Annotated in this window: 17 protein-coding genes and 1 tRNA gene; 9 read left to right on the top strand and 9 right to left on the bottom strand. The window is 71.9% G+C overall.

The window, feature by feature from the left end; translation table 11 throughout:
• Nucleotides 1-160 precede the first annotated feature (160 nt).
• The 4 genes from rsrA to BCL76_RS22860 form a co-directional block, all read right to left on the bottom strand.
• The gene (gene rsrA, locus BCL76_RS22875) at nucleotides 161-466 is read right to left on the bottom strand and encodes a mycothiol system anti-sigma-R factor (RefSeq protein WP_030012982.1); all 306 of its coding nucleotides are present in this window, start codon (nucleotides 464-466) and stop codon (nucleotides 161-163) included.
• On the bottom strand, nucleotides 463-1,107 hold the full coding sequence (locus BCL76_RS22870; protein WP_030385954.1) for a sigma-70 family RNA polymerase sigma factor: 645 nt from the start codon (nucleotides 1,105-1,107) through the stop codon (nucleotides 463-465). Before BCL76_RS22870 ends, rsrA begins: the two co-directional genes overlap by 4 nt.
• Before the next feature lie 288 nt (nucleotides 1,108-1,395).
• Nucleotides 1,396-2,046 carry an alpha/beta hydrolase family protein gene (locus tag BCL76_RS22865; protein ID WP_109781293.1) on the bottom strand — a complete coding sequence of 217 codons (651 nt, stop codon included), beginning with the start codon at nucleotides 2,044-2,046 and terminating at the stop codon, nucleotides 1,396-1,398.
• 19 nt (nucleotides 2,047-2,065) lie between these two features.
• Nucleotides 2,066-2,884, bottom strand: a complete 819-nt coding sequence (locus BCL76_RS22860) for an SOS response-associated peptidase (protein ID WP_109781292.1) — start codon at nucleotides 2,882-2,884, stop codon at nucleotides 2,066-2,068.
• A 53-nt stretch (nucleotides 2,885-2,937) separates the two neighbouring features.
• Here BCL76_RS22860 and BCL76_RS22855 point away from each other — a divergent pair, with 53 nt between their 5' ends.
• The 4 genes from BCL76_RS22855 to BCL76_RS22840 all read left to right on the top strand — a co-directional run bounded on the left by BCL76_RS22855 (nucleotide 2,938) and on the right by BCL76_RS22840 (nucleotide 6,541).
• Entirely contained in the window at nucleotides 2,938-3,651 is a 714-nt protein-coding gene (locus BCL76_RS22855) for a M50 family metallopeptidase (RefSeq protein WP_109781291.1), read from the top strand.
• A gap of 64 nt (nucleotides 3,652-3,715) precedes the next feature.
• The gene (gene aroA, locus BCL76_RS22850) at nucleotides 3,716-5,095 is read left to right on the top strand and encodes a 3-phosphoshikimate 1-carboxyvinyltransferase (protein WP_109781392.1); all 1,380 of its coding nucleotides are present in this window, start codon (nucleotides 3,716-3,718) and stop codon (nucleotides 5,093-5,095) included.
• Nucleotides 5,096-5,103: 8 nt separating this feature from the next.
• Nucleotides 5,104-6,114: a ribosome small subunit-dependent GTPase A gene (gene rsgA, locus BCL76_RS22845; protein ID WP_109781290.1), complete on the top strand. Its 1,011-nt coding sequence runs from the start codon at nucleotides 5,104-5,106 to the stop codon at nucleotides 6,112-6,114.
• Nucleotides 6,115-6,217: 103 nt separating this feature from the next.
• Entirely contained in the window at nucleotides 6,218-6,541 is a 324-nt protein-coding gene (locus BCL76_RS22840) for a DMT family transporter (protein WP_030711657.1), read from the top strand.
• On the opposite strand, the gene BCL76_RS22835 is transcribed toward BCL76_RS22840, so the two are convergent.
• Nucleotides 6,507-7,049 (bottom strand): TetR/AcrR family transcriptional regulator, encoded by a 543-nt coding sequence (locus BCL76_RS22835; protein WP_109781289.1) that lies wholly within the window; start codon nucleotides 7,047-7,049, stop codon nucleotides 6,507-6,509. The genes BCL76_RS22840 and BCL76_RS22835 overlap by 35 nt on opposite strands.
• A gap of 124 nt (nucleotides 7,050-7,173) precedes the next feature.
• Here BCL76_RS22835 and hisN point away from each other — a divergent pair, with 124 nt between their 5' ends.
• Together hisN and BCL76_RS22825 are read left to right on the top strand one after the other, a co-directional pair.
• Nucleotides 7,174-7,977, top strand: coding sequence for a histidinol-phosphatase (gene hisN / locus BCL76_RS22830; RefSeq protein ID WP_109781288.1), 804 nt, complete (start codon nucleotides 7,174-7,176; stop codon nucleotides 7,975-7,977).
• A gap of 182 nt (nucleotides 7,978-8,159) precedes the next feature.
• The gene (locus tag BCL76_RS22825) at nucleotides 8,160-8,552 is read left to right on the top strand and encodes a CBS domain-containing protein (RefSeq protein ID WP_030385946.1); all 393 of its coding nucleotides are present in this window, start codon (nucleotides 8,160-8,162) and stop codon (nucleotides 8,550-8,552) included.
• Between the two features lie 69 nt (nucleotides 8,553-8,621).
• Here the strand turns inward: BCL76_RS22825 and BCL76_RS22820 are convergent, their stop codons facing one another.
• A complete protein-coding gene (locus tag BCL76_RS22820; RefSeq protein ID WP_030764557.1) occupies nucleotides 8,622-10,091 on the bottom strand; it encodes a catalase in 1,470 nt (489 codons plus the stop codon).
• Nucleotides 10,092-10,220: 129 nt separating this feature from the next.
• Between BCL76_RS22820 and BCL76_RS22815 the strand changes: the two genes are divergently transcribed.
• The gene (locus BCL76_RS22815) at nucleotides 10,221-10,637 is read left to right on the top strand and encodes a Fur family transcriptional regulator (RefSeq protein ID WP_030711671.1); all 417 of its coding nucleotides are present in this window, start codon (nucleotides 10,221-10,223) and stop codon (nucleotides 10,635-10,637) included.
• 130 nt (nucleotides 10,638-10,767) lie between these two features.
• Here BCL76_RS22815 and BCL76_RS22810 read toward each other — a convergent pair.
• Together BCL76_RS22810 and BCL76_RS22805 are read right to left on the bottom strand one after the other, a co-directional pair.
• Nucleotides 10,768-10,841 (bottom strand) — tRNA-Met (locus BCL76_RS22810).
• 47 nt (nucleotides 10,842-10,888) lie between these two features.
• Complete coding sequence (locus BCL76_RS22805) at nucleotides 10,889-11,485, bottom strand: TetR/AcrR family transcriptional regulator (RefSeq protein WP_109781287.1); 597 nt, start codon at nucleotides 11,483-11,485, stop codon at nucleotides 10,889-10,891.
• A 107-nt stretch (nucleotides 11,486-11,592) separates the two neighbouring features.
• On the opposite strand from BCL76_RS22805, the gene BCL76_RS22800 reads away from it, so the two are divergent.
• Nucleotides 11,593-12,666 (top strand): FAD-dependent oxidoreductase, encoded by a 1,074-nt coding sequence (locus tag BCL76_RS22800; RefSeq protein ID WP_109781286.1) that lies wholly within the window; start codon nucleotides 11,593-11,595, stop codon nucleotides 12,664-12,666.
• Nucleotides 12,667-12,925: 259 nt separating this feature from the next.
• On the opposite strand, the gene BCL76_RS22795 is transcribed toward BCL76_RS22800, so the two are convergent.
• On the bottom strand, nucleotides 12,926-13,849 hold the full coding sequence (locus BCL76_RS22795; protein ID WP_109781285.1) for a LysR family transcriptional regulator: 924 nt from the start codon (nucleotides 13,847-13,849) through the stop codon (nucleotides 12,926-12,928).
• 70 nt (nucleotides 13,850-13,919) lie between these two features.
• Between BCL76_RS22795 and BCL76_RS22790 the strand changes: the two genes are divergently transcribed.
• A complete protein-coding gene (locus tag BCL76_RS22790) occupies nucleotides 13,920-14,669 on the top strand; it encodes an SDR family oxidoreductase (RefSeq protein WP_109781284.1) in 750 nt (249 codons plus the stop codon).
• Nucleotides 14,670-14,721: the final 52 nt, after the last annotated feature.

Genomic DNA, 14,721 nt, shown 5'->3' with positions numbered 1-14,721 from the left:
TCGAGCCGGCGCCGAATGGGGAGAATAGGTGGGGCCCGGAGCGAGGTGGGCCACATTTCCGCTTTGGGCCATGCGGACGCCCCCGGATTAGCACATTCGGGTGAAGGAAGTGCTCTTCCGGGGGCGGCTGTTCACTCGTCTATCCGGTCACCGACGCGGGTCAGCCGGGAGCGGGATTGTCGGCGGTGACATCGTGGTCGGGCACCGCCTGACCGGACCTGATCAGTTCGATCCGGCCCATCACCTTCGACCGCAGGTCGGTCGGCACGTCGTCCGACCCGCAGCAGCGCTTGACCAGCTTCTTCACGGCCTGTTCCAGGCCGTACTTCTCCAGGCAGGGATTGCACTCGCCGAAGTGGGTCTCGAACTTCGTGCAGTCACTGTCCGGCATTTCCTGGTCGAGGAACTCGTACAGGTGATCCAGGACCTCGGAGCACTCTGTCTCGTGCGGCTCTCCGCAGCTCATGAGCCCGAGCCTTTCCGGTCGTTCGACTCTCCCGCGCCCGCGGGAACCAGCCCGCGCTCACGGGCATAGTCCTCCAGCATTCCGCGGAGTTGACGGCGGCCACGGTGCAGTCGCGACATGACCGTACCGATGGGTGTACCCATGATGTCCGCGATCTCCTTGTACGCAAAGCCCTCTACGTCGGCAAGGTAGACCGCGATGCGGAACTCCTCCGGAATGGCCTGCAGGGCTTCCTTCACATCGGAATCCGGCAGGTGGTCGAGCGCCTGCGACTCGGCGGACCGCAGTCCGGTCGACATGTGCGACTCGGCACGCGCCAGCTGCCAGTCCTCGATCTCCTCCGCGGCGCTGCGCTGCGGCTCACGCTGCTTCTTGCGGTAGGAGTTGATGAAGGTGTTGGTCAGGATGCGGTACAGCCACGCCTTCAGGTTGGTGCCCTCGCGGAACTGGTGGAAGGACGCGTACGCCTTCGCGTACGTCTCCTGGACCAGGTCCTCGGCGTCGGCCGGATTGCGCGTCATGCGCAGCGCGGCCGAGTACATCTGGTCGAGGTAGCCGAGGGCGTCCCGTTCGAAGCGCGCGTTGCGCTCCAGGGTCGTCTCCTCCGCGTGGCCTTCGTCGGTCCCAGCGACAGGACCCACCTCCTCCGACAGCGTGGCGGCTCCGAAAGCGGATCCGCTCGAATCGGAGAATAGTCGACCTTCCCGGCCCTCCGCCGCCCGAAGCGAGCTGCGCTTGGGCGCCGGCAGCACGGTCCAGTCCAGGTCAGCGGCCTGCCGACGGTTCTGGCTGATGACCTGGGTCATGCGCTCCCTCTCCTCCGACGAGTTCCCGTACGTTCCGACATCCGAGACAACAGAAGGAGCGGGCGCCACATTCCCGGGCGCCGGACGGGTTTTCGGCGTGCGGCCGGCCGCGGCCCGCGGGCCTCACCCGGGAAGCCGCCCGAGCCACTCCCCCACCGCTTCGGTGATCGTCAGGAGTGCCTCCTCCTGGGTGGTGTCCGCCTTCTTCGGGACCGCGAAGCCGTGATCGGCGTGCGCCACCTCCACGAGCTCGTACGGGTCCCGCGCGCCCGGCGGCGGGAACTCCTCGGGCCGCCCGAAGGGGTCCCGGTCGCCCTGGACCACCAGGGTCGGACGGCCGGACCCGGTCAGCTCCTCGGCGCGGGACTTCTCCGGCCGGCCCGGCGGGTGCAGCGGGAAGGCCAGCGCCAGCACCGCGGCGGCCCCCAGCTCGGCGGCGGTCCGACAGGCCACCCGGGCCCCGGCGCTGCGCCCGCCCGCGACCACGGGCAGGCCGGGCTCCGCGAGCGCCGGCCACAGCCCGCGCCATCCCTCGTCCAGCACCTTGGGCGCGGCGGCGACCTTCTTCCCGGCGACCCGCCAGGGCTGTTCTACGAGGGCCACCGTGATCCGGCGGGCGGGCAGGGCGGCGGCCAGGGCCTGGAGGTCGCGGGCCTCGATGCCGCCGCCGGCGCCGTGGCTCACGGCGAGCACGAGCCGCGGTCGCGGCGCGCGGTGCCAGGTGATGCGGGCCTCGCCCGCCGGGGTGTCGACGCTCTGGGTACGCGTGGTCATGCGTCCCATCCTGCCCGGGTCAGAAGAGGGTGCCCTCCTCCGGCGCGGCCAGCTCCGTCAGCAGCTCCGGGCCGTTGTTGCGCACGCTGCTCACGGCGGTGGACACCGGGTAGGCCCGCATCAGCCCGCCCGGCGGCGGGGCGAGCAGCTCGCGCAGCGAGCCCTCGGTGTCGGTGTTCGCCGGGTCCAGCCAGGCGTCCCACCGGTCCGGCGTCAGCATCAGCGGCATCCGCGGGTGGATGTCGGCGAGCGAGCGCGGTCCCTCGGCGGGAGCCACGCCCAGGGGACCGGACTCGGCCTCCGTGGTGATCACCGAGCAGGTCACCCACCAGGAGAGCGGGTGCTCGTCGGGCAGGGTCCGGTCGCGCCAGAACTCGTATATCCCGGCCATGGCGAAGACCGAGCCGTCGGAGGGGAGGACGAAGTAGGGCTGCTTGCGGGCCCGCTTCTTCCTGCCCTCCACCTCCAGCTGCCGTTCGTCGTGGGCGGTGACCCACTCGTAGTAGCCGTCGGCGGGGACGATGCAGCGGCGCTGCGCGAAGGGCCGGCGGAAGGACGGCTTCTCGTGCAGGGTCTCCGATCTGGCGTTGATCATCCGGGCGGCGCCGTCGGGGTTCTGGGCCCAGGAGGGGACCAGCCCCCACTTCAGGACGCGCAGCTGGCGAACCGGACGCGGGTGCGAGGCGTCTTTGAGGGGACGGTCGAGGACCACATGGACCTCTTTCGTCGGCGCCACGTTGAAATCGGGGGCCAGGGCCTCCTCCGGCTCCCATTTCTCGATGCCGAAGGCCTCCACGAGGTCCTCGGGCCTACGACTCGCCGCATACCGTCCGCACATGCCTGTCACACTGCCATGCCACCCGCACCTCACCGCAAGGAGTCCGCCACCTTATGGACAGCAGCACGACCGCCGGTCTGTGGGACCGGCTCACGGGCATACAGGCCACGCCCGACCTGTGGCTGGTGATCACGACGGGTGTGGTCGCGCTGGCCGCGGTGGGGCCCCGCCCCGTGTGGCGGCTGTCGCGCAACGCGATCACCATCGCGCACGAGGGCGGGCACGGGCTGCTGGCGCTGCTGACCGGGCGGCGCCTGAGCGGCATACGGCTGCACTCCGACACCAGCGGGGTCACCGTCAGCCGGGGGCGGCCGACCGGGGTCGGGATGATCCTGACCGCCGCGGGCGGCTACACGGCGCCCTCGCTGCTCGGCCTGGGCGGGGCGGCGCTGCTGTCCGCGCACCGGATCACGCTGCTGCTGTGGGCGGCCACCGCCCTGCTGCTGGTGATGCTGGTGATGATCCGGAACGCGTACGGGGCGCTGACGGTGGTACTGACCGGCGGAACCTTCCTGCTGGTCTCCTGGCTGACCCCGGCCGAGGTGCAGGCCGGATTCGCCTACCTGGTGGTGTGGTTCCTGCTGTTCGGCGGGGTCCGACCGGTCTTCGAGCTGGGGGCCAAGCGCCGGGGCGGCGGGGCACCCGATTCCGACGCCGACCAACTCGGCCAGCTCACCCACCTGCACCCGGTGGTGTGGCTGCTCTTCTTCCACGTCGTCGCGCTCTGCTCGCTGATCGGCGGCGCCCGTTGGCTCCTCGCCCTGTGACCGCTCCCTGAGACGGGGCCGGGATCAAGATCTGGGGTCGGGGGAAGCCACTAAAGTGGTGGCCATGACCGAGACCCCCGCGCTCCCTGCCCTCTGGCCCGCTCCGCTCGCCGATGGGACCGTCCACGCCACCGTCACGGTGCCCGGGTCCAAATCCGTCACCAACCGGGCCCTCGTGCTCGCCGCGCTCGCCGCCGAGCCCGGCTGGGTGCGTCGCCCGCTGCGCTCGCGCGACTCCCAGCTGATGGCCGACGCGCTGCGCGCGATGGGCGTCGGCATCGAGGAGACCGTCTCGTCCAGCTCCGCCGGCGCGGGGGCGGGCGGCGAGGCCTGGCGGGTCATCCCGGCGGCCCTGCACGGCCCGGCGACCGTGGACGTCGGCAACGCGGGCACGGTCATGCGCTTCCTGCCGCCCGTCGCCACCCTCGCCGACGGCGACATCCGCTTCGACGGCGACCCGCGTTCCTACGAGCGCCCACTGGGCCAGGTCATCAGCGCCCTGCGCACCCTCGGCGCCCGGATCGACGACGACGGCCGGGGCGCGCTGCCCATGACCGTCCTGGGCGGCGGGGCCCTTGAGGGCGGCACGGTCGAGATCGACGCAGGCAACTCCTCGCAGTTCGTCTCCGCGCTGCTGCTCTCCGCCCCGCGCTTCAACCAGGGCGTCGAGGTCCGGCACGTGGGCGGCGACCTGCCGTCGATGCCGCACATCCGGATGACCGTGGAGATGCTGCGCGCGGCGGGCGCCCAGGTCGACACCCCCGAGGCCGGGGGCGAGAAGGACGTGTGGCGGGTCACCCCCGGCGCGCTGCTGGGCCGCGACATGACCGTGGAGCCGGACCTCTCCAACGCCCAGCCCTTCCTGGCAGCCGCCCTGATCACCGGCGGCACGGTGACCGTCCCGGACTGGCCGCGCCGCACCACGCAGCCGGGCGACGCGCTGCGCCGGATCTTCACCGAGATGGGCGGCTCCTGCGAGCTGACCGACGCGGGCCTGGTCTTCACCGGCACCGGCAAGATCCACGGCATCGACGTGGACCTGCGCGAGGTCGGCGAGCTCACCCCGGGCATCGCGGCGGTGGCGGCCCTGGCCGACTCCGAGTCGGTGCTGCGCGGTGTCGCGCACCTGCGCCTGCACGAGACGGACCGGCTGGCCGCGCTGACCAAGGAGATCAACGGGCTCGGCGGCGATGTCACCGAGACCGCCGACGGCCTGCGCATCCGGCCGCGCCGGATGCACGGCGGCGTGTTCCACACCTACGACGACCACCGGATGGCCACCGCGGGCGCGGTGATCGGCCTGGCGGTGGAGGGCGTGCAGATCGAGAACGTGGCGACGACCGCGAAGACCCTGCCGGACTTCCCGAAGATGTGGACCGACATGCTCGCCGGGGACGCCGACGCCTGCGGGGTGCCCGGAGCGGGTGCGGGAGCGGGAGCGTAGGGCCCGTCATGCGCAGGTACGGCAAGCACACCGACGAGGACGACATCCGCCAGCGCCCGAACCCCAAGGGCAACCGGCCTCGGACCAGCATCCGCCCCAAGCACGAGGACGCCGCCGAGGGTTTCGTCCTCACGGTGGACCGCGGCCGGCTGACCTGCCTGGTCGAGGGCCGTTCCGTGCACGCGATGAAGGCCCGCGAGCTGGGCCGCAAGGCGGCCGTGGTCGGCGACCGGGTCTGGATCGTCGGTGACCTGTCCGGCAAGAAGGACACCCTGGCCCGCATCGTGCGGATCGAGGAGCGCAGGTCCGTCCTGCGGCGCACCGCCGACGACGACGACCCGTACGAGCGGGTGGTCGTCGCCAACGCCGACCAGCTGGCCATCGTGACGGCCCTGGCCGACCCGGAGCCGCGGCCCCGCATGATCGACCGCTGTCTGGTGGCGGCGTACGACGCCGGGCTGGAGCCGCTGCTGGTGCTCACCAAGTCCGATCTGACCTCCGCGGACAAGATCCTGGAGATCTACTCCACGTTCGGCCTGAACTATGTGGTGACCAACCGCGAGGAGTTGGCCACGGGCGACGCGGCCGACCGGGTGCGCGAGCGGCTGACCGGCCGGATCACCGCCTTCGTCGGACACTCGGGCGTCGGCAAGACCACCCTGGTGAACTCGCTGGTCGCCGAGGGCCGCCAGCGCGCCACCGGGCACGTCAACGCGGTGACCGGGCGCGGCCGGCACACCACCACCTCGGCGCTGGCGCTGCCGCTGCCGGGCGGCGACGGCTGGGTCATCGACACCCCGGGCGTGCGCTCCTTCGGCCTGCACCACGTGGACCCGTCCCGGGTGATCCTGGCCTTCCCGGACCTGGTGCCGGGCACCGAGGAGTGCCCGCGCGCGTGCAGCCACGACGAGCAGGACTGCGCCCTGGACAAGTGGGTGGAGGACGGCCACGCGGACCCGGCGCGGTTGTACTCGCTGCGCCGGCTGCTGGAGACGCGCGAGCGGCGCGAGGGCGACTGACCGTCCGGCGGAGGTCCGGCCGCGTTTGTCGAGGCCGCTGTCGGGATAAATGCATAATCGCACCAAGTGACGCGATGTCACGTGACGCGGGGAGGCATTCGACATGGCGTGGCTGCTGGTCGTGGTCGCCGGACTCCTGGAGACCGGTTTCGCGGTCTGCCTCAAGCTCTCCCACGGGTTCACCCGACTGGGGCCGACCATCGCCTTCGCCTGCTTCGCGCTCGGCAGCTTCGGTCTGCTGACCCTGGCGCTCAAGAAGCTGGACGTGGGCCCGGCGTACGCGGTGTGGACGGGCATCGGCGCGGCCGGGACGGCGATCTACGGCATGGTCTTCCTCGGCGACCTGGTCTCCACCCTCAAACTCGTCTCGATCTCGCTGGTCATCCTGGGCGTCATCGGGCTCCAGCTGTCCGGGTCGGCGCACTGAGCAGCCTGCGCAGCTCGCCCGGACCCGACTCCTCCCCCGGGGCGATCACGTAGGAGAGGGCGAGGCGTACGGCGAGTTCGCAGCGCTGCGGGCCCTCCCCCGGTGTCAGCGCGGCGGCCGCCCGGTCCCGGACGACCCGGGCCAGCTCTCCGGGCCCCGGTGCCCGCCGGCCCGCCGCGGGCAGCCCCGCGTCCCAGGCGCCGGTGAGCAGCGCCCGTAAGAGCGGCTGGGCGCGGGCCGCCCGTACGGTCCATTCCGCGACGGCGGCGAGCCGCTCGGCGGCCCGGTCCGGGGCGGCGAGGGCCCGGTCCACCCCGTCGAGGTAGCGGTCGGCCTCGCGGCGGATCAGCGCGCGGCCCAGGCCCGCCTTGCCGCCGAACTCGTTGTAGAGGGTCTGCCGGGACACCCCGGCGGCGGCGGCCACGTCGACCATCCGCACGTCCGGCCAGGGGCGCGCCGAGAGCGCCGCTCCCGCCGCCTCCAGCAAGGACTCCCGGGCTGCCGGCATCTTGCCTCCCCGTTCGGCTCTCTCCGGCCAGAGTTGACGGGTCGCCAGATCCTGTCAAGGGCGCGTCGGGGCCGCACCGTGGACAGCGTTGGTCCGGCTCCGGGAGTCTCGATACTGTTCGGGCATGCCCGAGTATGACGATGACCTGCGCCTTGCCCTCGAACTCGCCGACGCGGCGGACGCCGCCACCATGGAGCGGTTCCGCGCCCTCGACCTGCAGGTCGAGACGAAGCCGGACATGACGCCGGTGAGCGAGGCGGACAAGGCGGCCGAGGAGATCATCCGGGCCGGTATCGCGGCCGCCCGGCCGAAGGACGCCGTCCTGGGCGAGGAGTACGGGCTCCAGGGCAGCGGTCCGCGCCGTTGGGTGGTGGACCCGATCGACGGTACGAAGAACTACGTGCGCGGGGTCCCGATCTGGGCGACCCTGATCTCCCTGATGGCCGAGGACGGCGACGGCGAGTTCCGCCCGGTGGTGGGCGTGGTGTCCGCGCCGGCGCTGGGCCGCCGCTGGTGGGCGACCCGGGGCGGGGGCGCGTACGCGGGCGGCGCGCTCGGGGAGACCACCGGCATCGGTGTCTCCAAGGTGGGCGGGCTGGGCGACGCCTCGTTCGCGTACTCCTCGCTGAGCGGCTGGGAGGAGCAGGGCCGGCTCGCCGGGTTCCTGGACCTGACCCGGGCCTGCTGGCGGACCCGCGGCTACGGGGACTTCTGGCCGTACATGATGGTCGCGGAGGGCTCGCTGGACCTGTGCGCGGAGCCGGAGCTCAACCTCTGGGACATGGCGGCGATCGCGGTCGTGGTCCAGGAGGCGGGCGGCCGCTTCACCAGCCTGGACGGGGTGGACGGGGTGCACGGCGGGAACGCCGCGGCTTCGAACGGACTGCTCCACGCGCAGATGCTGGACCTGCTGCGCCCGCGCGCCTGAGTCCGCCGGCGACAGCCCCCGGCGCCGCTCGCGCGCCGTCGCGCGCCTTCTTGTCGGCCCTGCGGGTCCATGGGAATCTGATACTCCCCACGCTTGTGCGCTTGTGAATCGTTTCTCTTGGGGCGATTCCGCGGGCGCACCCACCCAGGCGGGGGGACTCACCCCAGGAGGTGGCTCTCTTCATGCTCGTCCGTGACGCCATGAGCACCGTGATCCTCACCCTCGGACCCGCACACACCCTCCGGCAGGCGGCCTGCCTGATGTCCGGCCGGCGCGTCGGCGCGGCCGTCGTCCTCGACCCCGACCACAGCGGCATCGGCATCCTGACCGAGCGCGACATCCTCAACTCGATCGGCGCGGGCCACGACCCTGACCGGGAGTCCGTGGGCGCGCACACCACCAACAACGTCGTGTTCTGCACCCCGGAGGCCACCGTGCAGGAAGCCGCCGAGGCGATGGCCCACGGCGGCTTCCGGCACCTGATCGTGCTGGAGCACGGCGGACCCGTCGGCATCGTGTCCGTACGGGACGTCATCCGCTGCTGGGTCCCGGCGCGGCGCACGGTCCCCGCGTGAAACGACGCCGGGCCGCAGTCCTCCGAAGAGGGCTGCGGCCCGGCGTCCTGCGACGGCAAGCGCTCCGTGTCAGCCGCGGAGGGCCTGGACCGCGGCTTCGAGCCGCTTGCCGAAGTCACCGTCCGCCTGGCGGAAGTTGTCGATCGCGCGCTCGACGATGTCGTCACGGGAGACCTTGGCGATGAAGCCGGACAGGTTCTCGATCAGACGGGCCTTCTCGTCCTCCGAGTACAGGCGATAGAGGTTGCCCGCCTGGACGAAGTCGTTGTCCTCGCTGTGGACGGCGGCGGCGTGGTTGCCCGTGCCACCGGTCACCTCGATGGGCTGCCACAGCGGGCGGTCCGTCTGGTGCGGGCCGCCGAAGCTGTTCGGCTCGTAGTTCTTCGCGCCCTTGTGTCGGCCGTCGTACAGGTAGCCGTCGCGGGAGTTGGTGCGCGCCTCGGTGGCGTGCGGGCGGTTCACCGGCAGGTGGTCGGCGTTGATGCCGACGCGGTAGCGGTGGGCGTCGCCGTAGCCGAAGAGGCGACCCTGGAGCATCTTGTCCGGGGAGGGACCGATACCGGGGACGAAGTGCGCCGGGGAGAAGATCGACTGCTCGACCTCGGCGAAGACGTTCTCCGGGTTGCGGTTGAGCTCCAGCTTGCCGATCTCGATCAGCGGGTAGTCCGCGTGCGGCCACACCTTGGTGAGGTCGAACGGGTTGAAGCGGTACCCGGCCGCCTCGGCGGCGGGCATGATCTGGACCTGCACGGTCCAGGACGGGAAGTCGCCGCGCTCGATGGCCTCGCGCAGGTCGCGCTGGTGCGAGTCGGGGTCCTCACCGGCGAGCTTGTTGGCCTCGTCCTGGGTGAGGTTCTTGATGCCCTGGTCGGTCTTGAAGTGGTACTTGACCCAGAAGACCTCGCCGGCCTCGTTGTTCCACTGGAACGTGTGCGAGCCGAAGCCGTTCATGTGGCGGTAGGACGCCGGGATGCCCCGGTCACCGAACAGCCAGGTCACCTGGTGGGTCGACTCGGGCGACAGACCCCAGAAGTCCCAGACGTTGTCCGCCTCCTGCGAGCCCGTGTACGGGTCGCGCTTCTGGGTGTGGATGAAGTCGGGGAACTTGATGGCGTCCTTGATGAAGAACACCGGGGTGTTGTTGCCGACGAGGTCGTAGTTGCCCTCTTCGGTGTAGAACTTCAGCGCCCAGCCGCGGGGGTCACGGACCGCGTCGGCGCTGCCGAGGTTGCCGGCGACGGTGGAGAAGCGCAGGAAGGTCTCGGTCTCCTTGCCGACCTCGGACAGGAACTTGGCCCGGGTCCACTGCGAGACGTCACGGGTCAGCGTGAAGGTGCCGTACGCACCGGCGCCGCGGGCGTGCACCACGCGCTCCGGGATGCGCTCGCGGTTGAAGTGCGCGAGCTTCTCCAGCAGCAGCTGGTCCTGGACCAGAACGGGGCCGCCGAGGCCGGCGGTCTCGCTGTTCTGGTTGTCGGCGACCGGCGCTCCGGCCTCCGTGGTGAGCGGTCCCTGCGTCACGTGCGCCTCCTGCGTCATTCCCTGCGTCCTGTCCTTGGCGTTTGCCGTAACCGATCCTACGATGGACTTTGTCTAAGTCAAGTAAGCATCCAAGTCCGCACCGGTTCGGGAGTTACACCGAATCCCCTCGCTGTTAGGCTGGTGTCCATGAGTGACCTGCTGGATCGACTTCGCGGACGTGGCTGGCGCATGACGGCGCAGCGACGTGTCGTGGCCGAGGTGCTCGACGGTGACCACGTGCACCTGACGGCCGACGAGGTGCACGCGCTCGCGGTGGCCAAGCTGCCCGAGATCTCGCGGGCGACCGTCTACAACACCCTGGGCGAGCTCGTCACCCTCGGTGAGGTGCTGGAGGTCTCCACGGACCGCCGCGCCAAGCGGTACGACCCGAACGCCCACCGACCCCACCAGCACCTGGTCTGCGCCCGGTGCGGCGCGATCCGCGACGTGCACCCGGCGGGCAACCCGCTGGCCGACCTGCCGGACACCGAACGCTTCGGCTTCGTCGTGTCGGCGGTCGAGGTGACCTACCGCGGCGTCTGCCCGAACTGCGCGGCCGCCTGAGCACACGCACGCGAAAGGGCCCGGACCCCCTCGGGGGGTCCGGGCCCTTTGCGTTCGCCTTCGTGCAGGCGGAAACGGCCGGAAACGACTCAGGGCCCGGATCCAATGGATCCGGGCCCTGAGTCTTCAGTAGCGGGGACAGGATTTGAACCTGCGACCTCTGGGTTATGAGCCCAGCGAGCTACCGAGCTGCTCCACCCCGCGTCGGTAAACCCAACGTTACGTGAAGGCCCACGGCAGATGCAAATCGGTTAACCGGCCAGCCCGCGGTGCAGGAGCGCGGTCAAGGTCTCCACCACCTCGTCGTCGTCGAGCCGGGCCCCGCCGGTCATGGCGGCGTACCCCAGCATCGAGATCATCGCCCCCATCGCCGCGGCGACCAGCTCGGGATCCCCGGGCAGCTCACGCCCCTGTTCGCGCATGTACGCGAGGTGCTCGCGCAGCGGCGCGGTGTCCCCCAGGAGCCGCCCCCACGCCTGACCCGAGCCGGGCGGCTCGGCCATGGACTTCTGGAAGAGGGCGACCACGACGGGCAGATGATCCCGGAAGACGCGCCAGGTGACCGCCACATGCGTCCGCAGCTGCTCCCGGTCGGCGAGGTCGTGTTCGCGCGGGTGGTCGTGGGCGCCGACCTCCTCGTCCACCTGGGCCTCCATGTCCGCGAGGAGGGCGTCCAGCAGCTCGTCCTTGCCGGCGAAGTGCTCGTAGAACGACCCGGTGGACCGGCCGGCGGCCTTGGTGATGTCGGTGATCTTCGTCTGCGCGTAGCCGCGCTCCAGGAAGAGCGCCCGCGCGGCCTCCTTGAGCGCCGCCTCCGTGCCGGCCGCCCGCTCCTTGCGCACTCCCACCGCGATCCCCGTTCCCTCTTGACGCCGCCTTCTCGAGCTCATCATACTGAACCGAGTTTCACTGAATCAAAGTTCAGTGAATGTAGATTCAGCGAAAGGGGCAGGACATGCGTGTGTCGGTCATCGGGGGCGGAGTCGCCGGGGCGGCGAGCGCGATCGCACTGCGCGCGACCGGAGCGGAGGTCACGGTCCACGAGGCGTACGCGGACCCGGCCGGTCAGGTGGGCTCGTTCCTCAGCCTCGCCGTCAACGGGCTGCGGGGGCTGGACTCGCTGGGCTGCCTCGCCGAGGTCCAGGCCGCCGGGTTCCCGGTCGCCCTGCAGCGGATGTGGTCCTCCTCGGGCAAGCTCCTCGGGGAGGTGCCGCGCGGCCGCCGCGCCTCGGACGGCCTGCACAGCACGACGCTGCTGCGCGGGCGGCTGGTGGAGGTGCTGCGCGCCGAGGCGGTGCGGGCCGGCGCCCGGATCGAGACGGGGCGGCGGGTGGTCCCGGCGGACCTGGACGCGGACCTGGTGGTGGCGGCCGACGGCATCTGGTCCGCCACCCGCCCGGCGCTCGACCCGGCGGCGCCCCAGGTGCGGTACGCCGGGCTCTACAGCGTGTCGGGGGTCTCCGAGGGCGTGCGCCTCACCCCCGGCACCTACCACTTCGTCTTCGGCCGGCGCGGGGCGTTCCTGTGCGTCCCGGCGGCGGACGGCACGGTCTGGTGGTCGGCCCAGGTGCCCTCGCCGGAGCCCCCGGACCCGGCGGAGGTCACCCAGGGCCTGCTGGCGGAGCTCTACGGCAAGGAGGACCTGCCGCTGTCCCTGATCCGGGCGGCGACCCGCGTGGACCGCCCGATGCCGATGCACCGGCTGGCGGACGTGCCCGTCTGGCACGACGGGCGCACCGTGCTGATCGGCGACGCCGCGCACCCGGTCGGGGCCGGCCAGGGCGCGTCGATGGCGATCGAGGACGCGGTGGCCCTGGCGCGCTGCGTGACGGACGTACCGGGCGTGGCCGGCGCCCTGGCCGAGTACACCCGCGTACGCCGCCCCCGGGTGGCCCGGATGACCCGGGCCGCGTCGACCAACCGCGACTCGAAGACCCCGGGCACGGTGCAGCGCCGCGTCAACGACCTGCTGATGCCGCTCGCCTTCCGGCACGTCTACGCCCGCTCCACCTCCTGGCTCTACCGCTGAGAGCCGGTGGCCGGACGGGGCCGGGCGGTGCTCGTGCGGACGGTCGCGGTCGAAGGGCATCGCCGCCGAACAGCCCGAACCGCCCGCGACCGCCGACGGCAAGGCGCGACGCCCGGGCCGTCTCTTCCGGATCTTGTCGGGTGAGCCCGGGTCGTCCGGTGCGGTTCCTCTCCCCCGGCTACGGCTGGGAGGCGCCACGACGGCGAGGTGCCGTGCCGGGCGGGCCGGGCCGGGCCGGACAAGATCCGGAAGGGGCGGCCTAGGCCAGGGCGTCCTGGCCGCGGTGCTCGTCCCGATGCGGCGCGCCCGCTCCTGCGGCGCCCGCCCCTGCCGCCTCCGCCGCCTCCGCGCCGGCGCGGATCAGCGCGGCCACCGCCCGTGACGTCGTCCGCTCCGGCCAGGCCACGACCACCGCGGTGGGCGGCGCATCGAGCAGCGGCACGCACACCACGTCGGGCCGGGCGTGCCGGCGCACCGACTCGGGCAGGACCGCGACCAGTTGCCCCAGAGCGACCAGCTGCATCAGCTGCGAGAGGTCACGCACCTGGGGAGGACAGCCATCGGCGGCGGGCACGTCGTCATCGTCACCAGGCCATCGGGGCAGCTGTTCCCCGGCCAGGTCGGCGAGGGTCAAGGCGGCGCGGCCGGCGAGACGATGGGCCCGGGAAACCATGGCCACCTGGTCCTGCGTCACCAGCGGTTCGGTGTCGAGTCCCGCGACGTCGTCGTAGGGCGCGGTCAGGAACGCGACATCGGCCCTGCCGTCGCGCAGCATCGGCACCTGCTCCCCGATGCCGCAGACGATCACCTCGATGTCGACGGCATCGGCATCGAGGCGGTAGCGCCGCAGGATCGAATCCAGCAGCCCCGCATCCCCGTTGGGCTTCATCGCCAGGGTGAGTTTCGGATCGGTCCGTCCCGCCCGTTGCGCGCGCCGGACCGATGCCGAGACCGCGTCCAGTGCTTTGCGGCTTTCCGTCAGGAAGACCTGGCCGGCGGCGGTGAGGTTCACCGCCCGGCTGGTGCGTTCCAGCAGCCGCACGCCGATGCGCCGCTCCAACTGGGCGATGGCTCGGGACAGCGGCGGCTGCGCCATCCCCAAGCGCTGTGCGGCGCGCCCGAAGTGGAGTTCCTCGGCGACGGCGACGAAGTAGGTGAGCTCCCGCGTCTCCGGCACATCCATACCCGCAGGGTATCGCTCAAGACGCTAACGGTGTTGGCCCGCGCGTTCGGTGCGGTGTTGTGCTGGGTCCATGAACGAATCCATGATCACTCTGGTGACCGGCGCGAACAAGGGCATCGGCCGCCAGATCGCCGCACAGCTCGGGGCCTTGGGCCACATCGTCGTGATCGGCGCCCGCGATGCCGAGCTCGGCCGGAAGGCCGCCGCGGAGCTGCGCGAGAGCGGCACCGATGCGGCTTCGGTCGTGCTCGACGTGACGGACCCGGTCTCGGCCGCCGCGGCCGCCACCGAGATCGACTCCCGCTACGGCAGGCTCGACGCACTGGTCAACAACGCCGGCATCAGCGGCCCTCCGAGCAGCGACCCTGGCGACCAGCGCCCCAGCACGGCGGACCTCGACGTGCTGCGCGCCATCTTCGAGACCAACTACTTCGGGGTGATCGCCGTCACCAATGCGATGCTGCCGCTGCTGCGCCGATCGACTGCTCCGCGGATCGTCAACGTGTCCAGCTCCGTGGGCTCACTGAGCATCAACGCGGGCCTGGTGCGCGCCGCCGACTCGCCGATCCCGAACTCCGCCGGGTACGTCCCGTCGAAGTCCGCGCTGACGGCGCTCACCCTGCAGTACGCCCGGGACCTGGTGCCGGACGGCATCAAGGTCAACGCGGTCTGCCCCGGCTACGTCGCCACCGACCTGAACGGCCACCGGGGCCACCGCACCCCCGCCGAAGGCGCGGTGGCCGCCGTCCGGATGGCCACCATCGGCGCCGACGGGCCGACCGGCACCTTCACCGACGACGAGGGCCCGGCGCCCTGGTGAGCCGTCGGACGCCCGGGCGCGGGGCGCACCCGGCCCCGACGGGAGGACCGGC

The organism is Streptomyces sp. CG 926 (genome assembly GCF_003148825.1).
Lineage (GTDB): Bacteria > Actinomycetota > Actinomycetes > Streptomycetales > Streptomycetaceae > Streptomyces.
The sequence above is the reverse complement of the archived record's forward strand: the minus strand, read 5'-3'. Positions and strand labels throughout refer to the sequence as shown.

Excerpts from the sequence above, each read along its gene's own strand:
- BCL76_RS22815 (WP_030711671.1), top strand. The coding sequence starts at position 10,221 with ATGAGTGACCTGCTGGATCGACTTCGCGGACGTGGCTGGCGCATGACG.
- BCL76_RS22820 (WP_030764557.1), bottom strand. The coding sequence starts at position 10,091 with ATGACGCAGGAGGCGCACGTGACGCAGGGACCGCTCACCACGGAGGCC.
- BCL76_RS22790 (WP_109781284.1), top strand. The coding sequence starts at position 13,920 with ATGAACGAATCCATGATCACTCTGGTGACCGGCGCGAACAAGGGCATC.
- BCL76_RS22840 (WP_030711657.1), top strand. The coding sequence starts at position 6,218 with ATGGCGTGGCTGCTGGTCGTGGTCGCCGGACTCCTGGAGACCGGTTTC.
- BCL76_RS22800 (WP_109781286.1), top strand. The coding sequence starts at position 11,593 with ATGCGTGTGTCGGTCATCGGGGGCGGAGTCGCCGGGGCGGCGAGCGCG.
- rsgA (WP_109781290.1), top strand. The coding sequence starts at position 5,104 with ATGCGCAGGTACGGCAAGCACACCGACGAGGACGACATCCGCCAGCGC.
- BCL76_RS22860 (WP_109781292.1), bottom strand. The coding sequence starts at position 2,884 with ATGTGCGGACGGTATGCGGCGAGTCGTAGGCCCGAGGACCTCGTGGAG.
- BCL76_RS22835 (WP_109781289.1), bottom strand. The coding sequence starts at position 7,049 with ATGCCGGCAGCCCGGGAGTCCTTGCTGGAGGCGGCGGGAGCGGCGCTC.
- BCL76_RS22855 (WP_109781291.1), top strand. The coding sequence starts at position 2,938 with ATGGACAGCAGCACGACCGCCGGTCTGTGGGACCGGCTCACGGGCATA.
- aroA (WP_109781392.1), top strand. The coding sequence starts at position 3,716 with ATGACCGAGACCCCCGCGCTCCCTGCCCTCTGGCCCGCTCCGCTCGCC.
- BCL76_RS22825 (WP_030385946.1), top strand. The coding sequence starts at position 8,160 with ATGCTCGTCCGTGACGCCATGAGCACCGTGATCCTCACCCTCGGACCC.
- BCL76_RS22865 (WP_109781293.1), bottom strand. The coding sequence starts at position 2,046 with ATGACCACGCGTACCCAGAGCGTCGACACCCCGGCGGGCGAGGCCCGC.
- BCL76_RS22795 (WP_109781285.1), bottom strand. The coding sequence starts at position 13,849 with ATGGATGTGCCGGAGACGCGGGAGCTCACCTACTTCGTCGCCGTCGCC.
- rsrA (WP_030012982.1), bottom strand. The coding sequence starts at position 466 with ATGAGCTGCGGAGAGCCGCACGAGACAGAGTGCTCCGAGGTCCTGGAT.
- hisN (WP_109781288.1), top strand. The coding sequence starts at position 7,174 with ATGCCCGAGTATGACGATGACCTGCGCCTTGCCCTCGAACTCGCCGAC.